Here is a 19,289-nt window from a genome sequence, read left to right as displayed (position 1 = left end):
TGGAGCCCCTCGCGGAGGGCGTGATGGGCCGGGAGAAGGCGCTGGATGTCTGAGCGGAGCCGAAGGCGCAGCGAGTTCAGCGCCGCCGGCCCAGCACGTCCGGAGCGAGGTTCCCGGGCGAAATCCGGGTGCCCTTCTTTGGGTACTTTCTTGGGCAAGCAAGAAAGTGCCTCGGGGCGCGCTGGCGAGTCAGCGCCTGGCAGGCGGCGGACCGGAGGCACCGTAAACACTGAGGACGAACCAGGACCAGCCTCAACGAGGCAGGTGGTAGACCGTAGGCAGCCAGCATGTCCGATGCCGAACCGGGCGCGACCCCAGGGGTGGGTGGTCGGGAAAAGCCCGGGTCAGGCGGACCCGTCGAGCTGCGCCGCGAAATGCGCCGGCGCGTAGCCTTCCTGCTTGCGCAGATAGTCGGCCAGCTGGGCCGCAAAGTCGGCCGGGACCGAGTCCCGCACGGCCGGCATCTCGCGCAGCCGCTCCCAGCGCTGCGCCAGCCGTGGAAACGCCTCCGCCTCCCAGGGGCTGTCCGGGTCCGCAAGCAGCGCATAGCGCATCAGGATCGGTGCCAGGGTCGCGTCGATCAGCGAGAAATCCGGGGTGGCCAGGCGATCATCCCGCGTCATCTGCTGTTCCAGGCGCTCCAGCCCGCGCGCGGCCGTATGCCGCGCGAGCTCGAAGGCGTCCTCGGTGGCGGCCGTCATCCAGTGATACTGGGCAAAGGTCTGTTCCGAGAGGTACTCGATCCACGCCCGGGTGCGGGCCTGTTCCAGCGGGTCCGCCGGCATCAGGGCGGGCGGGGTGATGGCATCGATATACTCGTTGATCACCGCCGACTCGAACAGCACGGTGTCGTCGTCGACGATCAGCACCGGCACCTTCCCGAGCGGCGAGCGCGCGCGGAACCACTCCGGCGGGTTGGCCAGATCGATCAGGCTCAGTTCGAACGGGGCCTGCTTGTATTTCAGCGTGATCACGCTACGCTGGACAAACGGACAGATGGCGAAACTGATCAGGTGCAGATGCGGCAGATTCATGAGGGTCCTCGGCGTCCTGGGTCGGGGCAGGTCACGGTCCGGATGACCGCGGAACGTCGGTGCCTGGCCTGGAAAGGTTGCGCATTGTCCCCCCTCGCGCAGGCCCGGGGAAGCCTTGGCCAGGGGTAGCGGCCATCACGAGGCGCCCAGCGCCGGGCTGCGGATCGACAAGTGGCTGTGGGCCGCGCGTTTTTACAAGACGCGCGGGCTGGCCAGCGAAGCGGTTGGCGGCGGCAAGGTCCACGTGAACGGCGAGCGCTGCAAGCCGGCGCGGCGCGTGCATCCCGGTGACCGCCTGACGATCCATCGGGGCCCGCAGGTCTGGGAGCTGGACGTGGTGGGGCTGAACGAGCAGCGCCGGCCGGCCCGCGAGGCACAGGCTCTGTACGAGGAGACCCCGGAGAGCCAGGCCCGGCGCGAGGCGGAAAGCGAGCGCCGCCGGGCCGAGCGCGCGGTGGCGGACAGTGCGCCCAGCCGCCGGCCGGACAAGCGCGAGCGGCGCAAGATTCGCCGTTTTATTCGCCAGGATGACAGCGACAGGAGCGAATCCGAGTGACATCCCTCGAAGGCAGTGGCCCTCCGGTGACCCCGCGTGTGGCGGTGGATCTGGTGATCCGTCATCCGGCCCAGCCCGGTCGGGTGCTGGTGATCGAGCGGCGCAACCCCCCGCATGGCTGGGCGCTCCCCGGGGGCTTCGTCGACGTTGGCGAGTCCGCCGAGCATGCCGCGGTGCGCGAGGCGCGCGAGGAGACCGGGCTGGAGGTCGAGCTGGAGGTGTTGCTGGGCGTTTATTCCGACCCGGAGCGCGATCCGCGCGGGCATACCGTCAGCGCGGTCTATATCGCCCGTGGCCGGGGCGAGGCGAAGGCCGCCGACGATGCCACCGACTGCGCCTGGCTGGACCCGGAGGATCCGGATCCGGTCCTGGTGTTCGATCACCGGCGCATCCTCGATGACTACCGCCGCTGGCGTCTGACCGGTGAAACCGCCGCGCCACGCCCGGTGCGAAAAGCGGGATGAAGCCGGCCAAGCTGTTACCATACGGCGCTTTCGACCACCGCTACGGTATCGCGTGACAAAGGCTGACCCCGCAACCCCGACTCGACCCGACAGCGAGCTGCCGGAACCGCGCGTCTACGAGCGCGCGGATCACGGGATCTCGCGCGCGGCGATCGACGACAACGCCCTGAAGGTGCTCTATCGCCTGCGCGACGCGGGTTACCGTGCCTGTCTGGTGGGCGGCGGCGTGCGTGACCTGCTGCTGGGCCGCGAACCGAAGGATTTCGACGTTGCCACCGACGCGACGCCCGAGCAGGTGCGCGGGCTGTTCCGCAACTGTCGCCTGATCGGGCGCCGCTTCCGCCTGGCGCATGTGCTGTTCGGGCGCGAGATGATCGAGGTGGCGACCTTTCGCGCCCCGCATGACGACGAGTCCGGGGACGAGGGCCAGGTGGCACTGAGCGAGGAAGGACGCATCCTGCGGGACAACCGCTACGGCACCATCGAGCAGGACGCGATCCGCCGCGACTTCAGCGTCAACGCCCTGTACTACGACATCGAGGACTTCTCGGTGCTGGATTACACCGGCGGGGTCGAGGATCTGCGCGCGGGCGTGCTGCGCCTGATCGGCGACGACGTCGAGACCCGGCTGCGCGAGGACCCGGTGCGCATGCTGCGGGCGGTGCGTTTCTCCGCCAAGCTGGGGCTAACCATCGCACCGGAGGTCGAGGCCGGCATCCATGAGCTGGCCTCGCTGATGCAGACCGTGGCGCCCGCGCGGCTGTTCGACGAGGTGATCAAGCTGTTCCACAGCGGTGCGGCGGTGACCTGCCTGGACGAGCTCGAGCGCTTTGGCCTGTTCGAGGCGATGTTCCCCGAGGCGGCGGACTGCTTTGCCGATCCGGATGTCGGTCCCGAGCGGCGCCAGTTCCTGGTCGAGTCGCTGCTGAACACCGACAAGCGCATCAACGAGGGGCTGGGCGTGAACCCGGCCTTCCTCTATGCCGCGATCCTGTGGGCCCCGGTTCAGGTGGCCGCGGCGCAACGGATTGACGACGGCGAGCAGGAGATCCCCGCCTGGCAACAGGCGATGGCCGAGGTGCTCGATCGGCAGGTGAAGACGGTCTCCATCCCCAAGCGCTTCAGCCTGATTGTGCGCGAGATCTGGGAACTGCAGGCGCGCCTGGAGCGCCATCGGGGCGGCCGCGCGCTGCGCCTGCTGACCCATCCGCGTTTTCGCGCCGGCTACGACTTCCTCTGTCTGCGCGCCCGTGCCGGCGATGCCGACCCCGAGCTGTGTCGCTGGTGGACCGAGATCCAGGAGCAGGACGAGGCCGGTCAGAAGGCCATGGCCGGGGCCCCGAAGGGGCCGAAAGGTGACGGCAAATCGGGTGCCAAGGGCAAGTCGCGGCGCGGTGGTCGTCGTCGGCGCCGGGGCCGCAAGGGTGGTGGCGAGAACGCGGGAACGGCCTCGAAGCCGGATGCCGGGGGTGGCGAGTGAGCACGGCCGATCACGGCGTGCAGGCCTTCATCGGGATCGGCGCCAACCTGGGCGAGCCCGAGGCGCAGGTGCGCGACGCGTTTGACCGTCTGGCACAGGAACTGCCGCAGACGCGCCTGACCGGGCGTTCCCGGCTGTTCCGCAACCCGCCGATGGGCCCGCAGGACCAGCCCGACTACGTGAACGCAGTGGCTCGGCTGCACACCCGTCTGGAGCCGCTGGACCTGCTGGCGGGTCTGCAGGCAATCGAGTGCGCCTGCGGCCGCAAGCGCGACGGCAGCCGCTGGGGGCCGCGGCTTCTGGATCTGGACCTGTTGCTGTTCGGTGAACAGTCGCTGGATCTGCCGGGCCTGCAGGTGCCGCATGCCGGCATCGCCGAGCGTGATTTCGTGGTCCTGCCGTTGCTGGAGCTGGCGCCTGGTCTGCAGATCCCGGGTGCGGGCCCGCTGGAGGGGCTGGCGCGGCGCTTCGACGGCGCGAGCCTGATTCCGATCGCGGAGCCGGAGGTGAGCATCGCGGCGGCGGAGGGACGCCGATGAGCCTGGGCGATTTCGATTTCATCGCGGTCGAGGGGCCGATCGGGGTTGGCAAGTCCAGCCTGGCGAAACGCCTGGCCGAGCACCTTCAGGCCGAGGGCATCTTCGAGGCGCCGGACGAGAATCCGTTCCTCGACCGCTTCTACCAGGAGCCGGACAAGCACGCCCTGGCGACCCAGCTGCACTTCCTGGTGCAGCGCGTGCGCCAGCTGACGCCAGTGGCGCAGAAGGGGCTGTTCGAGCAGCGGCACGTGTCCGACTATCTGATGGACAAGGACCCGCTGTTCGCCGAGCTGAACCTGCACCCCGATGAGCTGGAGATCTATCGCGAGATGTTCCGGCACCTGCGCGGCGGCCTGCCGCGTCCGGACCTGGTGATCTACCTGCAGGCGCCGGTGGACGTGCTGCAGGAGCGCATCCGCCGCCGGGCACGACCGTACGAACGTCACATCGAGGCCGGTTACCTGGAACGGCTGAACGCCGCCTACGCGGAATTCTTCTATCATTTCGAAGGACCGGCGCTCGTGATTGTGAACGCCACCGAGATCGACTGGGTGAACAACCCGGCCGATTTCGACCAGCTGGTGCAGTTTCTGGAGCCGATCCAGGGCGGGCGGCACTACTTCAACCCGTTGCCCATCTCGCTCTAGAGGGTGGCAAGCCGGACTGCCCGGGAGGCATGAACATGCGGCCGATTACCGTGAACACCCTGGCCCGGCGCAAGCAGGCCGGCGAGCCGATCGCCTGCCTCACTGCCTACGACGCGGCCTTCGCCGGGCTGCTGGACCGCTGCGGGGTCGACGTGATCCTGGTCGGCGATTCGCTCGGCATGGTGGTGCAGGGCCACACGACCACCCTGCCGGTGACGCTGGACGACATGGTCTATCACGTCGCCAACGTGGCGCGCGGCAGCGAGAACGCCCTGATCATGGCGGATATCCCGTTTCTGGGCGATGTCGATGTCGCCACCGCCCTGGCCCAGTCCGGGGCACTGCTGCGGGCCGGGGCGCACATGGTCAAGGTCGAATGCGGGGCGGTGGAGGTACCGATCGTGGAACGCCTGGTGTCCGCCGGCATTCCGGTCTGCGCCCACCTTGGGCTGACGCCGCAGGCCGTTCACCGCTTTGGTGGCCACCGCGTGCAGGGGCGCGATCCGAAGGCGGCGGCCGAGATGGAATCCCTGGCCGCGCGCCTGGAGAGTGCGGGGGCGCAGGCCCTGCTGCTGGAGGGCATCCCGGAGAGCCTGGCCGATGCCATTGTGCGCAGCGCCGGGGTGCCGGTGATCGGCATCGGCGCCAGTCCGCGCTGTGACGGCCAGGTGCTGGTGCTGTCCGATGTGCTTGGCCTGACCCCCGAGCCGCCGCGCTTCGCGCGGGATTTCCTCGCCGAGGGGGGCTCCCTGGAAGGCGCGGTACGCGCCTACTGCGACGCCGTGCGGACCCGGGCGTTCCCGCAATCCGGCGTCCATACCTTTACCTGACACGGAAGCCCGAGCATGAGAATCCTGCGTGATCGGCCACAGCTGGTGGCCATGCATCGAGAGTGGTCGCGCAAGGGGCGCGGCACCGTGGCGCTGGTGCCCACCATGGGCAACCTGCACGAGGGGCACCTGACCCTGATCCGGCATGCGCGGGCGCGCGCCCAGCGGGTGGTGGTTTCGATCTTCGTGAATCCGTTGCAGTTTGATCGCGCCGAGGACCTGGAGCGTTATCCGCGCACCCTGGAGGAGGATGCCCGTCTGGCGACCGATGCCGGCGTGGATGCGCTGTTCTGCCCCAGCAACGAGGACATGTATCCCGATGACGGCATGCCCCCGGTGCGCGTGGTCGTGCCGGGGCTGTCGGAGATCCTCGAGGGGGACTACCGACCGGGGCACTTCGACGGGGTGGCCACCGTGGTGACCAAGCTGTTCAACCTGGTGCGCCCGGACCTGGCCCTGTTCGGCGAGAAGGACTTCCAGCAGTTCAAGCTGATCGAGCGCATGGTGCAGGGGCTGGACATCCCGACCCGGGTGGAGGCCATCCCCACGGTGCGCGAGGCGGACGGTCTGGCCTTCAGCTCGCGCAACCATCAGCTGTCGGAGGCCGCCCGTGCGGTAGCCCCCGAACTCAAGCGGGTGCTGGACGAGGTCGCGATGGTCTGCCGTACCGCCACTGTGTTCGACGCCGACCGCATCCCCGAGGTCGAGGGACGGGCCTGCGAACGACTGCGCGAGGCCGGTTTCGATCCGGAGTACCTTTCCATCCGCCGCGCCGAGGACCTGCTGGAGCCGGCCTCGGGCGTACCGCTGGCGGAGCAGGACCTCGTGGTCCTGTCCGCCGCCTGGCTGGACGACGTGCGCCTGATCGACAACGTCCGCACCCGCCCGGCCTGATCCTTTTTGGCAACCACGAAGCAAAGAACGTTCACAGGAAGACGGGAAGATTTGAAGAGGGCCGGATGGCCCTTGATCGTCTACGCACCGCCAATCAAGAATCCCTTCCTGTCTTCCAGCCTTCCTGTTAATGGCCCTTGAATTTCTTCGTGCCTTCGTGGGCTTCGTGGTGAAAAAACATTGACCCGAACGGGCGGGTTTGCCGTGGTCGCCGGGATCGCGGATAATTTTCCGCCCTTCCGAGGTACAAGCCGGGAATTCGCCGTATGGTTGTCACTATGCTGAAAGGCAAGCTGCATCAGGGCCGGGTCACGCATTGCGAGCTGGAGTACGAAGGCTCCTGCGCGATCGATACCCGCCTGCTGGAGGCGGCCGGCATCCTACCGTTCGAGCAGATCCAGATCTACAACATCGACAATGGCGAGCGCTTCACGACCTACGCGATCGAGGGCGAGGCCGGTTCCGGCATCATCTCGGTCAATGGCGCGGCCGCGCACAAGGCGGCGGTGGGCCATCGCGTGATCATCTGCGCCTATGCTCAGATGGAGGCCGCCGAGGCCCGCGAATTCACCCCCGACCTGGTCTATCTCGACGCCAGCAACCGGATCATTCGCACCGGTCACGGCATCCCGGTCCAGGCCGCCTGATTTCCCTCTCCTCCGCGCACGGCCCGCCCGCAGTTGTCGGGCCGGGGGCGCGCCGCTATCCTCGACGCCCATGAATCTCCACGAATTTCAGGCCAAGGCGCGCTTTCGCGACGCCGGCATCCCCGTTCCCGACGGTCAGGTGATCACCGCGATCGATGCGCTACCCGGCGCCTGGCAGGCGCTGGGTGCCGAGCGCGTGCTGGTCAAGGCCCAGGTCCACTCCGGCGGTCGTGGCAAGGCCGGCGGCGTGGTGATCGCGGATTCCCTCGAGTCGGCGCGCGCGGCGGCGGAGAACCTGCTGGGTTCGCGCCTGGTCACCGGCCAGAGCGGCCCCGATGGGCTGCCGGTGGACCAGCTGCTGCTGGAGCCGGCAGCGGATATCGCCCGCGAGTTCTACTTCGCCATGCTGGTGGATCGCGCGCGCGAGCGCCTGGCGCTGGTGGTCTCCGCCGAGGGCGGCATGGATATCGAGACGCTGGCGGCGGAGCGCCCCGAGGCGGTCGTGACCCTGCCGATCCATCCGGCCACGGGGGTAATGCCGTTTCATGGCCGCCGGGTGGCCTCGACCCTGGGCCTGGCCGGCGCCGCCGCCAAGGCGATGGCGCAGCTGGTGACCAACGCGCATGCCCTGTTCCAGCAGCTCGATGCCCAGTTGCTCGAGATCAACCCGCTGGTGCTGACCGGCGATGACCGGCTGCTGGCGATCGACGCCAAGCTGACCATCGACGATTCCGCGGCCTACCGCCAGAAGGCGCTGTTCGAAGAGCGCGACGCGCGCCAGCGCGACCCGGCCGAGGAACAGGCGCACGAGCACGACCTCAATTACATCCGCCTGGATGGCTCCATCGGCTGCATGGTCAACGGTGCCGGCCTGGCGATGGCGACCATGGACCTGATCCAGCACCACGGCGGCGAACCCGCCAACTTCCTGGATGTCGGTGGCGGCACGACGGTGGAGCGGGTGACCGCGGCCTTCAAGCTGATCCTGTCGGATGCGTCGGTGAAGGCCGTACTGGTCAACATCTTCGGCGGCATCGTGCGCTGCGACCTGATCGCCGAGGGGATCATCGCCGCGATCCGCGAGGTGCAGGTCCAGGTGCCGGTGGTGGTGCGCCTGGAGGGCACCAACGCCGAGCAGGGCCGCAGTGCGCTGGCGAACTCGGGCCTGGACGTGATCCCGGCCGCTGATCTGGACGCGGCAGCTCGGGCCGCCGTGGAGGCCGTGGTATGAGCATCCTTGTCGACCGCGACACCAAAGTGATCTGTCAGGGCTTCACCGGAAAGCAGGGCAGTTTCCACTCGGAACAGGCCATCGCCTACGGCACCCGCCTGGTCGGGGGCGTGACCCCTGGCAAGGGCGGGCAGACCCATCTGGATCGGCCGGTGTTCGATACCGTGGCCGACGCGGTGGCGACCACCGGCGCGACCGTCAGCATGATCTACGTGCCGGCCCCGTTCGCCGCGGACGCGATCTGCGAGGCGGCGGACGCCGGGATCGAGCTGGCGGTCTGCATCACCGAGGGCATCCCGGTACAGGACATGGTCCGGGTCAAGCAGGTGCTGGCCGGCAGCCCGACGCGCCTGATTGGCCCCAACTGCCCGGGCATCATCACCCCGGATGCCTGCAAGGTCGGGATCATGCCCGGCTACATCCATCGCCGCGGGCGCATCGGCATCATCTCGCGCTCGGGTACGCTGACCTACGAGGCGGTCAAGCAGACCTCGGACCTTGGACTGGGCCAGAGCACCTGCGTGGGCATCGGTGGTGACCCGATCCAGGGCCTGGACTTTGTCGACTGCCTGCGCCTGTTCCGCGAGGATCCGGAGACCGACGGCGTGCTGATGGTGGGCGAGATCGGTGGCGACGCCGAGGAACGCGCCGCGCGCTTTATCGCGGACGAATTCGACAAGCCGGTGGCCGCCTATATTGCCGGCGCCACCGCACCGCCGGGCCGGCGCATGGGCCATGCCGGGGCGATCATCGCCGGTGGTCAGGGCACCGCGGCGCAGAAGATGACCGCCCTGCGCGAGGCCGGTGCGACCGTGGCCGAGAGCCCGGCGGAACTGGGCGCCGCGATGCAGTCCGCACTGGTCTGATCCGCGGATGAGCGCCGATTCGCCCCTGCGTCTGGCCCTGGCCCAGATCAACCCGGTGGTGGGCGGTCTGGAGGACAACCGCCACCGCATCCTCGAGGCGATCGAACAGGCCCGCGCCGGCGGCGCCCGCGCAGTGGTGTTCCCCGAACTGGCGGTCACCGGCTACCCGCCGGAGGACCTGCTGCTGCGTCCGGCGTTTCTGCTGGGCGTGGAGCGCGTGGTGACCGCGATCACCGAGGCGGCGCGGGGTATCGATGTGATCCTGGGCGCCCCGGTGCACGGGGAGGCGGGCCTGATCAACGCGGCGCTCTGGCTGCGCGACGGGGCCTGCATCGCGCGCTATGCCAAGCAGGTCCTGCCCAATTACTCGGTGTTCGACGAAGAGCGCTACTTCGTCGCCGGCACCGAGGCCTGCGTGGTCGAACTGGACGGCTGGCGGGTCGGACTGACGGTCTGCGAGGACATCTGGCAGCCGGGTCCGGCGACCGCGGCGCGGGCCGCCGGGGCCGAGCTCCTGCTGAATCTCAACGCGTCGCCCTACCACCGCGGCAAGGCCGAGGAACGCCTGCGCGTGGTGGGCCAGCGCGTCGCCGAGACCGGTTGCCCGGTCGTCTACGTGAACCAGGTAGGCGGCCAGGACGAGCTGGTCTTCGACGGTCGTTCTTTCGTGCAGGATCCGGTCAACGGCGCGCGGGCCGTGCTGCCGGCCTGGGCGACCGGCCAGGGGCAGGTGGAGGCGCGCCGCGGGGTGCAGGGTCCGATTCTGCACCCCCGCGACGAGCACCTGCACCTGTCCGCCTGCGGCATCCGGCCGACCCTGACCGACCCCGGTCCGGAACCGGACGAGGCCGATGCCCGCGACCTCTACCAGGCGTTGATGATCGGCATCCGCGACTACGTGACCAAGAACGGCTTTCCCGGGGTGCTGCTGGGCCTGTCCGGCGGGATCGACTCCGGGCTGACCGCGGCGCTGGCCACCGACGCCCTGGGCCCGGCGGCGGTCACGGCCGTGATGATGCCCTATCGCTATACCGCCTCGATCAGCATCGAGGACGCCGAGGCACAGGCCCGGCTGCTGGGGCTGGAGTATCACGAGATCGCGATCGAACCGATGGTCGAGAGCTTTATGGCGGGGCTGGGGGATGCCCTGTCCGCGTATCCTGCCGGGGCGGGGGACGTGACCGAGCAGAACCTGCAGGCGCGCGCCCGGGGGGTGCTCCTGATGGCGCTGTCCAACCGCAGTGGCAAGCTGTTGCTGGCCACGGGCAACAAGTCCGAGATGGCGGTGGGCTACTCCACGCTGTACGGCGATATGAATGGCGGTTTCGCGCCGCTGAAGGATGTCTCCAAGCAGTGGGTGTATCGCCTGGCGCGCTGGCGCAACACGCGCGGGCCGGCGATCCCGGAGCGGGTGATCGAACGTCCGCCCAGCGCGGAGCTGGCGCCGGATCAGCAGGATGCCGACTCGCTGCCGCCCTACGAGGTGCTGGACGCGATCCTCGAGGCCTTTGTCGAGCAGGAACGGTCCGTCGCCGACATCGTCGCGCAGGGTTTTGACCGCCCCACGGTGGAGCGCATCGCCCGCATGGTGTTCATCGCCGAGTACAAGCGCCGCCAGGCCGCGCCCGGGATACGGGTCAGCCCGCGCGCCTTTGGCCGCGACCGGCGCTACCCGATCACCTCCGGCTACCGCCCGGACTGATCCGCTCCGACGCGCGCAGAGTTCACCACGAAGCACACGAAGGCACGAAGAAGGTCAAGGACGGTTCACAGGAAGACAGGAAGTACCGAAGGTTCTGAATGGGGTGTCCCGGGCTGCGGTCTTAGGGCCCCGACAATACTGACTCGGTGCCTCGCTCCGTCCGACGTATCCGAAACGGCGGCATATTGCGGACCGGAAAGGACTTCCCCGATCAACCACAGGCCCTCTTCCAGCCTTCCCGTCTTCCTGTTAAACGCCCTTGACCTGGCCCTTCTTCGTGCCTTCGTGTGCTTCGTGGTGAATCCAGAGCAGCGTCGAACGTCGCGAGCAGGCGAGGACCACAGCGCGGGGCCGGGGGTTTGATACACTTTCAGGGGTGAGACAAGCGCCTGCGCAGCGGGCACAACCAAAGGGATTCGCATGAAGAAGATCGAGGCGATCATCAAGCCGTTCAAGCTGGAAGATGTCCGCGAGGCCCTGACCGAGATGGGTATCGCCGGGATGACCGCGACCGAGGTCCAGGGCTTCGGGCGCCAGAAGGGCCACACCGAGCTCTACCGGGGCGCGGAATACGTGGTCGATTTCCTGCCCAAGGTGAAGCTGGAACTGGTGGTGGACGACGACCGGGTCGACCCCTGCATCGATGCGATCGTGAAGGCCTCGCGCACCGGCAAGATCGGGGACGGCAAGATCTTCGTGTCGGATATGTCGCGCGTGGTCCGCATCCGCACCGGCGAAGAGGGCAGCGAGGCCCTCTGAACGACGGATCCTCCGGCGCTTGATGGATCTACCACGAAGCGCACGAAGGCACGAAGAAGGTCAAGGGCGGGTAACAGGAAGGCTGGAAGAGGGGAAGCGTGATTGGGGTGTGGGGTTGGCTGGTGTCTGTCGCAGCCCCGAACGTACGCAATATCCGTGGCGGCCAAACCCGTTCAACCTTCCAGTCTTCCCACCTTCCTGTAGACGCTTTTCCCTCTGTGCCGTAGCGGACTGAACGAGTGCCCGGGGGCTCAGTTGGTGAGGAAGGGGATGCGGTCCATCACGCGCCACAGGCCGCGGCGTTCCTCGCCTTCCAGTTCCACCGGCTCGCCCGCGCGCACGGCCACGGCCACGTCCGGATAGTTCAGCTCCAGCACGGTCATGGTGTTCTCGGCGTGATCGTCCAGGCCGAGCTCGGTGTAGGCGCGATGCAGCACGGCCAGGGCCTTCGGCATGACCTCGGAGCCGGAGTATACGGCCACCACGTTGCGGGCGCGCTGCGCGGCGGCGACCCAGGCGGTGCGTTCCATGTAGAACTCGGCCACCCGCAGTTCGTAGGCGGCCAGCGCATTGCGGATGTAGATCATGCGCTGGTAGGCGTCCGGGGCGTAGCGGCTGTCGGGAAACTCGCGGATCAGGCGGTCGAAGTCCTCGAAGGCCTGGTCGAAGGGCTCCGGGTCCATCTCGGCGGGGTCGCGCGGGAACAGGTTGGCGAGGAAGCCCTGCTGGCGGTTGAAGTTGATCAGCCCGCGCAGGTAGTACGCATAATCCAGGTTCGGGTGGCGCGGGTTCAGCTGCACGAAGCGGTCCACCGCGGCCAGGGCGGGTTCCGGCTCGCCGGCCTTGTAGTAGGCGTAGGGGATCTCGATCTGCGCCTGCTGGGCATAGCGCCCGAAGGGATAGCGCGCCTCGAGTTTTTCGTAGTATTCGACGGCCTGGTCGTAGTTGCCCTCGTTCAGGGCGTTCTTGGCCTCGCCGTAGAGCTGGCTGGCGGACCAGCCGAGCGTGGGGTCTTCGCGCCCGGCACAGCCGGCGACCACGAGCGCCACAATCAGAACGACGAACAGGCGCGACAGGTGCGGGACAGAAATCACGGCGAGGCCTCACAGATGAACCGAAGTGCAGGGATTCTACAACATCAAGCCCCGGTGGCGACGAGCGGGAGGCCGCGCAATGAGTGAACCGCGGGAGGCCTGTCTGCCGGAAGAAGCGGCGGGACAGCGCCTGGATGCCGCGCTGGCGCGGCTGTTCCCGGAGTACTCGCGCAGCCAGCTGACCCAGTGGCTGAAGGAGGGCGCGCTGCGGGTGGATGGTGGCTCGCCCCGCCCGCGCACGCCGGTGCGCGGGGGCGAGCGGGTCGAGCTGACGGCGCCCGAGGCGCCGGTGCTGGAGGCCCGGCCCGAGGCCATTGCGCTGGACATCGTGTACGAGGACGCCGCGGTGCTGGTGGTCAACAAGCCCGCCGGGCTGGTGGCCCACCCGGCGGCCGGGCATCGCGACGGCACGCTGGTCAATGCCCTGCTGCACCACGCCCCGGAGCTGGCGCAGCTGCCGCGCGCCGGGGTGGTCCACCGCCTCGACAAGGACACCACCGGCCTGATGGTGGTCGCGCGTACGCCCGAGGCCCAGACCGCCCTGGTGCGCCAGTTGCAGGCGCGCAGCGTACACCGCGAGTACCGCGCCCTGGTCCAGGGCCGAGTGATCAGCGGGGCCACCATCGACGAGCCGATCGGGCGTCATCCGGTTGATCGCAAGCGCCAGGCCGTGACCGCGGCCGGCAAGCCCGCGGTCACGCATTACCGAGTGGCCGAGCGCTTTCCCGCGCACACCCTGCTGAACGTGCGCCTGGAGACCGGGCGCACCCATCAGATCCGTGTGCATATGGCACATATCCGCCACCCGATTGTGGGGGATATGACCTACGGCGGTCGTCCGCGCCCGGTGAAGGGCATGGGCGAAGCGGCGAAGGCGACGGTCGCGGCCTTCAAGCGCCAGGCCCTGCATGCGGCCCGCCTGGAGTTCGAGCATCCGGAGACGGGCGAGCCCTGCGCCTTCGAGGCCCCGCTGCCGGAGGATTTCGAGGCCCTGCTCGCGGCCCTGCGCGCCGATGCCCGGGAGGCCGGGGATGTCTGAGGCCCTGCCGCTGTTGAAACCCGGGCCCGGGGAACTCCCGGCCGGGGTGCAAGCGCTGCAGACGACCCGGACGGGTGGCGTCAGTACCGGGCCCTGGGCCGCGCTGAATCTGGCCCTGCATACTGGCGATACCCCGGATCACGTGGCGGAAAACCGGCGCCGACTGGAACAGTCCCTGGGGTGCGCCGCGCCCATCGCCTGGCCGCGCCAGGTCCATGGGACGACCGTGATCACCGCCGATGCCCTGCAGGCGGCGCTGAAGGCGGGCGATACGCCCGAGGCCGATGCGGTGGTCAGCGACCGGCCGGGGGCGATCTGCGCCGTGCAGACCGCCGATTGTCTGCCCGTGGTGCTGGCGACAGTGGACGGCGCGGCGGTCGGGGTGGCCCACGCCGGCTGGCGCGGGCTGGCCGATGGCGTGCTGGAGGCCACGATCACGGCCCTGGAATGCCTGCGTCCGGGAGTGCCCGTTCAGGCCTGGATGGGGGCGGCGATCGGACCGGAATCCTTCGAGGTCGGGCCCGAGGTGCGCGAGGCCTTTCGGGCGCAGGATCCGGAGGCCGATGCCGCGTTTCGGCCCGGTGCCGGGGGGCGCCTGCTGGCGGATCTCTACCGGCTGGCGCGCCAGCGGCTGCAGCGGGCCGGTGTGGCGCAGGTCGCCGGCGGGGGCCGCTGCACCTTCACCGAGGCGGAGACCTTCTATTCCTATCGTCGCGACGGAGCGACCGGCCGCATGGGCACGCTCGTGTGGTTCGCCCCCGACCCCGCGCGATAGCCACCTGTCACTGCGAGGCCCTGCCAGGGGCCGTGGCAGTCGCTGGATGCACCCCGACGCTGGTTTCGCGGCGAGCCTCGGCTCTGGCCCCGCGCAGCGGTTTCCGCGCGTCTATCCTTGAAGCCGGGGGGATTGTCCCCAACGTTGGTGTCAGTTCAACAAGATTCGACCGAGGGGTTTCCCAATGCGAATGGATCGCCTGACCACCAAATTCCAGTCCGCCATCGCGGACGCACAGTCGCTCGCGGTTGGCCGCGACCATCAGTTCATCGAGCCGTCCCACCTGCTGCTGGCCCTGCTGGACCAGGAGGGGGGCACGATCCGTCACGTGCTCGACCGCGCCGGAGCCAACGTGCGCCAGTTGCGCTCCGCTTTGGGCGAGGCGCTGGATCGCCTGCCGAAGGTGGAAGGCGCCGCGGGCGAGGTGCATGTCTCCAATGACCTGGGGCGCATGCTGAACGTCTGCGACAAGCTCGCCCAGGAGCGCAAGGACCAGTACATCCCCAGCGAGCTGTTCCTGCTCGCGGCGATCGACGAGAAGGCCGGTGTCGGCGAGATGCTGCGCAACGCTGGCGCCAACAAGGACTCCCTGGAGAAGGCCGTGGAGGACATGCGCGGCGGGGCCCAGGTGGACGACCCGAACGCCGAGGAGAACCGCCAGGCCCTGGACAAGTACACCATCGACCTCACCGAGCGCGCCGAGCAGGGCAAGCTGGACCCGGTGATCGGCCGTGACGAGGAGATCCGCCGCTCGGTCCAGGTGCTGCAGCGGCGCACCAAGAACAACCCGGTGCTGATCGGCGAGCCGGGTGTGGGCAAGACCGCGATCGTCGAGGGCCTGGCCCAGCGTATCGTCAACGGCGAGGTGCCGGAGGGGCTCAAGGACAAGCGCGTGCTGGCGCTGGACCTGGGGGCGCTGCTGGCCGGGGCCAAGTACCGCGGCGATTTCGAGGAGCGCCTGAAGTCTGTGCTCAAGGAGCTGTCGCAGGAAGAGGGTCGCGTGATCCTGTTCATCGACGAGATCCACACCCTGGTGGGCGCGGGCAAGGCCGAGGGCGCGATGGACGCCGGCAACATGCTCAAGCCGGCCCTGGCGCGCGGCGAGCTGCACTGCATCGGCGCGACCACGCTGGACGAATACCGCCAGAACATCGAGAAGGACGCCGCGCTGGAGCGCCGCTTCCAGAAGGTGCTGGTGGACGAGCCCACGCAGGAAGACACCATCGCCATCCTGCGCGGGCTGAAGGAGCGCTACGAGGTCCACCACGGGATCGAGATCACCGACCCGGCGATCGTCGCCGCCGCACAGCTGTCGCAGCGCTACATCACCGACCGGCAGCTGCCGGACAAGGCGATCGACCTGATCGACGAGGCCAGCTCGCGCATCCGCATGGAGATCGACTCCAAGCCCGAGTCCATGGACCGGCTGGAACGGCGCTTGATCCAGCTGAAGATCGAGCGCGAGGCCCTGAAGAAGGAATCCGACGACGCCTCGAAGAAGCGCCTGGGCACGCTGGAGGAGGAGATCGAACGCCTGGAGCGCGAGTACTCCGACCTGGAAGAAGTGTGGAAGTCCGAGAAGGCCTCGGTCTCCGGGGCGGCCCAGTTGAAGGAAGAGCTCGAGCGCGCCCGTACCGAGCTGGAGACGGCCCGCCGCGCCGGGGATCTGTCGCGTATGTCCGAACTGCAGTACGGCCGTATCCCGGACCTGGAGAAGTCCCTCGCCATGGCCCACGAGATGGAGAGCCAGGAGACCCAGCTGCTGCGCAACAAGGTCACCGACGAGGAGATCGCCGAGGTCGTCTCGCGCTGGACCGGCATCCCGGTCTCCAAGATGCTGGAGGGCGAGAAGGACAAGCTGCTGCGTATGGAAGAGGCCATTGGTGACCGCGTGGTCGGCCAGTCCGAGGCGGTGCGCGCGGTGGCCAACGCCATCCGCCGCTCGCGGGCGGGGCTGGCGGATCCGAACCGCCCGAACGGCTCGTTCCTGTTCCTTGGCCCGACCGGCGTGGGCAAGACCGAGCTGACCAAGGCGCTGGCCGGGTTCCTGTTCGACACCGAAGAGGCGATGGTGCGCATCGACATGTCCGAGTTTATGGAGAAGCACTCCGTGGCGCGGCTGATCGGGGCGCCCCCGGGCTATGTCGGCTACGAGGAGGGCGGCTACCTGACCGAGGCCGTGCGCCGCAAGCCGTACTCCGTGATCCTGCTCGACGAGGTCGAGAAGGCGCACCCGGATGTCTTCAACGTGCTGCTGCAGGTGCTGGATGACGGCCGCCTGACCGACGGGCATGGCCGCACCGTGGACTTCCGCAATACGGTGATCGTGATGACCTCCAACCTGGGCTCGCAGCAGATCCAGGAGATGGCCGGCGAGGAGAACTACGCGGCGATGAAGGGCGCGGTGATGGAGATCGTCGGGCAGCACTTCCGTCCCGAGTTCATCAACCGGGTGGACGACGTGGTGGTGTTCCATCCGCTGGAGCGCGAACAGATCCGCGCGATCGCCGATATCCAGCTGCAGTACCTGCGCAAGCGGCTGGAAGAGCGCGACCTGGGCCTGACCATCACCGACGCCGCGCTGGATCACCTGGGGGCCGCGGGCTTCGACCCGGTCTACGGGGCGCGCCCGCTCAAGCGGGCGATCCAGACCCAGCTGGAGAACCCGCTGGCGCAGTCGCTTCTGGCCGGCGAGTTCGGCCCCGGCGATACCATCGAGGTGGACATGGCCGGCGAGCAGCTGGCCTTCACCCGGGCGGCGGCCGCGGCCTGATCCGTCCGGTATCCTGCGACATCGACAAGGCCCGCCCGGTGCGGGCCTTTTTCATGCCGGGTCCGCGCTGCGACACAATCGCGGGCTTGGCGCAACGGGACGCGCGCCGCGCGCGCCGAGGGGGTGGGCATGCCACATTTGCGGGTCGAATATTCACAGGACCTGGCTTCGGGGCCGGAGTTGGCTGCCTGGCTGGACGCCCTGCACGCGGCGGCCTGCGCTTCGGGGCTGTTCCCGGCGTCGCATATCAAGGTCCGCGCCCACCCGGTGTCGCAGTATCGGGTCGGGGGCGAGGTGCGGCCTTTCGTGCATCTCGAGGTGCGTCTCAAGTCCGGCCGTTCGCTGGCGCAGCGCCAGGCCCTGAGCGAGGCCGTCCTGCGGGCCCTGCAGGACCGGATCGGGGAGGCGGTAATCACCGTCGAGGTGACCGAGATGGAGGCGGCGAGCTACGCGCGGCACGATCCGCAGGACGGAGACCGGGACCGCCCGGATTGAAATGCCGGTGTGCGTGGCGAGCCGGGCGTTCCGGACCGCTACACTCGGGGGGAGGAAAGACGGAACGGGATGTTCGTGATGGCGGTGGTACGGGTGGTTGCGGTCCTGGCGCTGGGGTTCGCGCTGGCGGGGTGTTCGCTGCTGGATGCGCGCGAACAGCTCGCGCGCATGGGCGGGGCCTGTGTGATCAGCGGCACGGTGGGACCGGACGCGACGGCGTCCGAGGCGGGTCGGACGGGGCCCTATATCGTGGCGGTATTCCGCGAGTCGGTCGGTGGCGCCGGGGTGCCCGAGCCGGTGGACCATGTGGTCAGCGCCCAGGGCGGGAGCTGGTTCTTCGGGCTGGAGCCGGGTCGCTATCGTGTGCTGGCCTTCCGCGACGAGGAGGGTGACCGGGCCCATCCCGCCGGTGCCCCGGTGCAGTATGTGGCCGGCGGCGATCCGCTGGACTGTGGCCCCGGCGGGCGGCTGACCGGGATCGAGATCCGCGTGAACGGGGACCATTGCCTGGCCCACCCGGTTGCGCTGCCGGCCACACGCGGCCTGGTGGGTGCCGAGGGCGCCAGCGACCTTCCGCTGAGCCTGGGACGGGTGACCGCCTTCGGCGCGATAACCCACCTGGACGACCCGCGTTTTGCGTCCGAGGTGGCTCGCGGCAGCCAGTGGCGACCCCTGGACTTCGTGATGAACGGTTACGCGGGGGTGTACTTCCTCGAGCCCCATGACCCGACGCGGACGCCGGTGCTGTTCGTGCACGGGATGAACGGCTCGCCGCGGGACTTTGCCGGGCTGCTGGAGGTTCTGGACCGCGAGCGTTATCAGCCGTGGTTCTACTACTACGCCTCCGGGTTGCCACTGCAGTCGGCGGCCGCGCACCTGGCACAGGTGGTGGAGGAGCTGGAAGTGCGTCACGGGGTCGAGTCGCTACCGGTGGTGGCGCACAGCATGGGCGGGCTGGTGGCGCGGGGGTTCCTGAACGAGCGCGCCCGGCGCGAGGCGGCGGCACCGGTGCCGGTTATGATCACCCTGTCCACGCCCTGGGCGGGGCACGAGCGGGCGCAGCAGGGGGTGGATCGCTCGCCGGTCGTGATCCCGGTCTGGCGCGACATGGCGCCGGGCAGCGACTACCTGGAAGGCCTGTTTCCGCATCCGGGCGCGGGGGCAGGCGAGTTGCATCTGGTGTTCGGCTACCAGCGCGGCGAAGGGGGTGCGCGCGCGACCGCGGACGGGGTGGTCACGCTGGCCAGCATGCTGCACCCGCCGGCCCAGCGCGAGGCGGCCTCGGTCTTCGGCGTGGCGACCACGCATGCCGGCATCCTGTCGCATCCGCTGGCGCTGGAGCGGGTCGAGGAACTCCTGTCCCGGGTGGAGGACCGGTAATGGCTGCGCCGCGGCGGCCTCTGCACCGCGACGGGGCAGCGGGATCGGCGTAGTCTGGGGCCACCCGGCCGCACTTCGAGCGGG

At 69.0% G+C, this 19,289-nt stretch carries 19 protein-coding genes; 17 read left to right on the top strand and 2 right to left on the bottom strand.

The features are described from left to right. Positions 1 to 344: 344 nt before the first annotated feature. The gene (locus D106_RS0111820) at positions 345 to 1,034 is read right to left on the bottom strand and encodes a glutathione S-transferase family protein (protein ID WP_018880154.1); all 690 of its coding nucleotides are present in this window, start codon (positions 1,032 to 1,034) and stop codon (positions 345 to 347) included. 115 nt (positions 1,035 to 1,149) lie between these two features. On the opposite strand from D106_RS0111820, the gene D106_RS0111815 reads away from it, so the two are divergent. The 12 genes from D106_RS0111815 (at position 1,150) to D106_RS0111760 (ending at position 11,649) form a co-directional block, all read left to right on the top strand. Continuing rightward, complete coding sequence (locus tag D106_RS0111815) at positions 1,150 to 1,590, top strand: RNA-binding S4 domain-containing protein (RefSeq protein WP_017940403.1); 441 nt, start codon at positions 1,150 to 1,152, stop codon at positions 1,588 to 1,590. Beyond that, complete coding sequence (locus D106_RS0111810) at positions 1,587 to 2,054, top strand: NUDIX hydrolase (protein WP_017940404.1); 468 nt, start codon at positions 1,587 to 1,589, stop codon at positions 2,052 to 2,054. Before D106_RS0111815 ends, D106_RS0111810 begins: the two co-directional genes overlap by 4 nt. Positions 2,055 to 2,106: 52 nt before the next feature. Continuing rightward, positions 2,107 to 3,534, top strand: a complete 1,428-nt coding sequence (gene pcnB, locus D106_RS0111805) for a polynucleotide adenylyltransferase PcnB (protein ID WP_018880153.1) — start codon at positions 2,107 to 2,109, stop codon at positions 3,532 to 3,534. Continuing rightward, positions 3,531 to 4,073, top strand: a complete 543-nt coding sequence (gene folK, locus D106_RS0111800; protein WP_018880152.1) for a 2-amino-4-hydroxy-6-hydroxymethyldihydropteridine diphosphokinase — start codon at positions 3,531 to 3,533, stop codon at positions 4,071 to 4,073. The genes pcnB and folK overlap by 4 nt, the downstream gene beginning before the upstream one ends. Further along, the gene (locus D106_RS0111795) at positions 4,070 to 4,720 is read left to right on the top strand and encodes a deoxynucleoside kinase (RefSeq protein WP_018867136.1); all 651 of its coding nucleotides are present in this window, start codon (positions 4,070 to 4,072) and stop codon (positions 4,718 to 4,720) included. The genes folK and D106_RS0111795 overlap by 4 nt, the downstream gene beginning before the upstream one ends. A 35-nt stretch (positions 4,721 to 4,755) precedes the next feature. Continuing rightward, positions 4,756 to 5,550: a 3-methyl-2-oxobutanoate hydroxymethyltransferase gene (gene panB / locus D106_RS0111790; protein ID WP_018881638.1), complete on the top strand. Its 795-nt coding sequence runs from the start codon at positions 4,756 to 4,758 to the stop codon at positions 5,548 to 5,550. A 15-nt stretch (positions 5,551 to 5,565) separates the two neighbouring features. Continuing rightward, a complete protein-coding gene (gene panC, locus D106_RS0111785) occupies positions 5,566 to 6,444 on the top strand; it encodes a pantoate--beta-alanine ligase (RefSeq protein ID WP_018867138.1) in 879 nt (292 codons plus the stop codon). A gap of 266 nt (positions 6,445 to 6,710) precedes the next feature. Then, positions 6,711 to 7,091: an aspartate 1-decarboxylase gene (gene panD, locus D106_RS0111780; RefSeq protein WP_026279269.1), complete on the top strand. Its 381-nt coding sequence runs from the start codon at positions 6,711 to 6,713 to the stop codon at positions 7,089 to 7,091. A gap of 70 nt (positions 7,092 to 7,161) precedes the next feature. Beyond that, the gene (gene sucC, locus D106_RS0111775) at positions 7,162 to 8,322 is read left to right on the top strand and encodes an ADP-forming succinate--CoA ligase subunit beta (protein WP_018880151.1); all 1,161 of its coding nucleotides are present in this window, start codon (positions 7,162 to 7,164) and stop codon (positions 8,320 to 8,322) included. After that, entirely contained in the window at positions 8,319 to 9,188 is an 870-nt protein-coding gene (gene sucD, locus D106_RS0111770; RefSeq protein ID WP_018878278.1) for a succinate--CoA ligase subunit alpha, read from the top strand. The genes sucC and sucD overlap by 4 nt, the downstream gene beginning before the upstream one ends. A 7-nt stretch (positions 9,189 to 9,195) precedes the next feature. After that, positions 9,196 to 10,890 (top strand): NAD+ synthase, encoded by a 1,695-nt coding sequence (locus tag D106_RS0111765; RefSeq protein WP_018880150.1) that lies wholly within the window; start codon positions 9,196 to 9,198, stop codon positions 10,888 to 10,890. A 420-nt stretch (positions 10,891 to 11,310) separates the two neighbouring features. Further along, on the top strand, positions 11,311 to 11,649 hold the full coding sequence (locus D106_RS0111760) for a P-II family nitrogen regulator (RefSeq protein ID WP_017940393.1): 339 nt from the start codon (positions 11,311 to 11,313) through the stop codon (positions 11,647 to 11,649). A 251-nt stretch (positions 11,650 to 11,900) separates the two neighbouring features. Here D106_RS0111760 and D106_RS0111755 read toward each other — a convergent pair whose 3' ends face one another. Further along, complete coding sequence (locus D106_RS0111755; RefSeq protein ID WP_018880149.1) at positions 11,901 to 12,743, bottom strand: outer membrane protein assembly factor BamD; 843 nt, start codon at positions 12,741 to 12,743, stop codon at positions 11,901 to 11,903. A gap of 79 nt (positions 12,744 to 12,822) precedes the next feature. Between D106_RS0111755 and rluD the strand changes: the two genes are divergently transcribed. The 5 genes from rluD (at position 12,823) to D106_RS0111730 (ending at position 19,205) form a co-directional block, all read left to right on the top strand. Beyond that, positions 12,823 to 13,782, top strand: coding sequence for a 23S rRNA pseudouridine(1911/1915/1917) synthase RluD (rluD, locus tag D106_RS0111750; protein ID WP_018880148.1), 960 nt, complete (start codon positions 12,823 to 12,825; stop codon positions 13,780 to 13,782). Further along, on the top strand, positions 13,775 to 14,557 hold the full coding sequence (pgeF, locus tag D106_RS0111745) for a peptidoglycan editing factor PgeF (RefSeq protein WP_018880147.1): 783 nt from the start codon (positions 13,775 to 13,777) through the stop codon (positions 14,555 to 14,557). Before rluD ends, pgeF begins: the two co-directional genes overlap by 8 nt. A 190-nt stretch (positions 14,558 to 14,747) precedes the next feature. Then, the gene (gene clpB / locus D106_RS0111740; protein WP_018880146.1) at positions 14,748 to 17,330 is read left to right on the top strand and encodes an ATP-dependent chaperone ClpB; all 2,583 of its coding nucleotides are present in this window, start codon (positions 14,748 to 14,750) and stop codon (positions 17,328 to 17,330) included. Between the two features lie 129 nt (positions 17,331 to 17,459). After that, a complete protein-coding gene (locus tag D106_RS0111735) occupies positions 17,460 to 17,825 on the top strand; it encodes a 5-carboxymethyl-2-hydroxymuconate Delta-isomerase (RefSeq protein ID WP_026280655.1) in 366 nt (121 codons plus the stop codon). Between the two features lie 69 nt (positions 17,826 to 17,894). After that, positions 17,895 to 19,205 carry a triacylglycerol lipase gene (locus D106_RS0111730; protein WP_018880144.1) on the top strand — a complete coding sequence of 437 codons (1,311 nt, stop codon included), beginning with the start codon at positions 17,895 to 17,897 and terminating at the stop codon, positions 19,203 to 19,205. The last annotated feature ends 84 nt before the right edge of the window (positions 19,206 to 19,289 follow it).

Origin of the sequence: Thioalkalivibrio sp. ALE9 (assembly GCF_000377445.1) — a bacterium.
Classification (GTDB): Bacteria; Pseudomonadota; Gammaproteobacteria; order Ectothiorhodospirales; family Ectothiorhodospiraceae; genus Thioalkalivibrio.
This window is presented reverse-complemented; position numbering and strand designations above follow the sequence as displayed.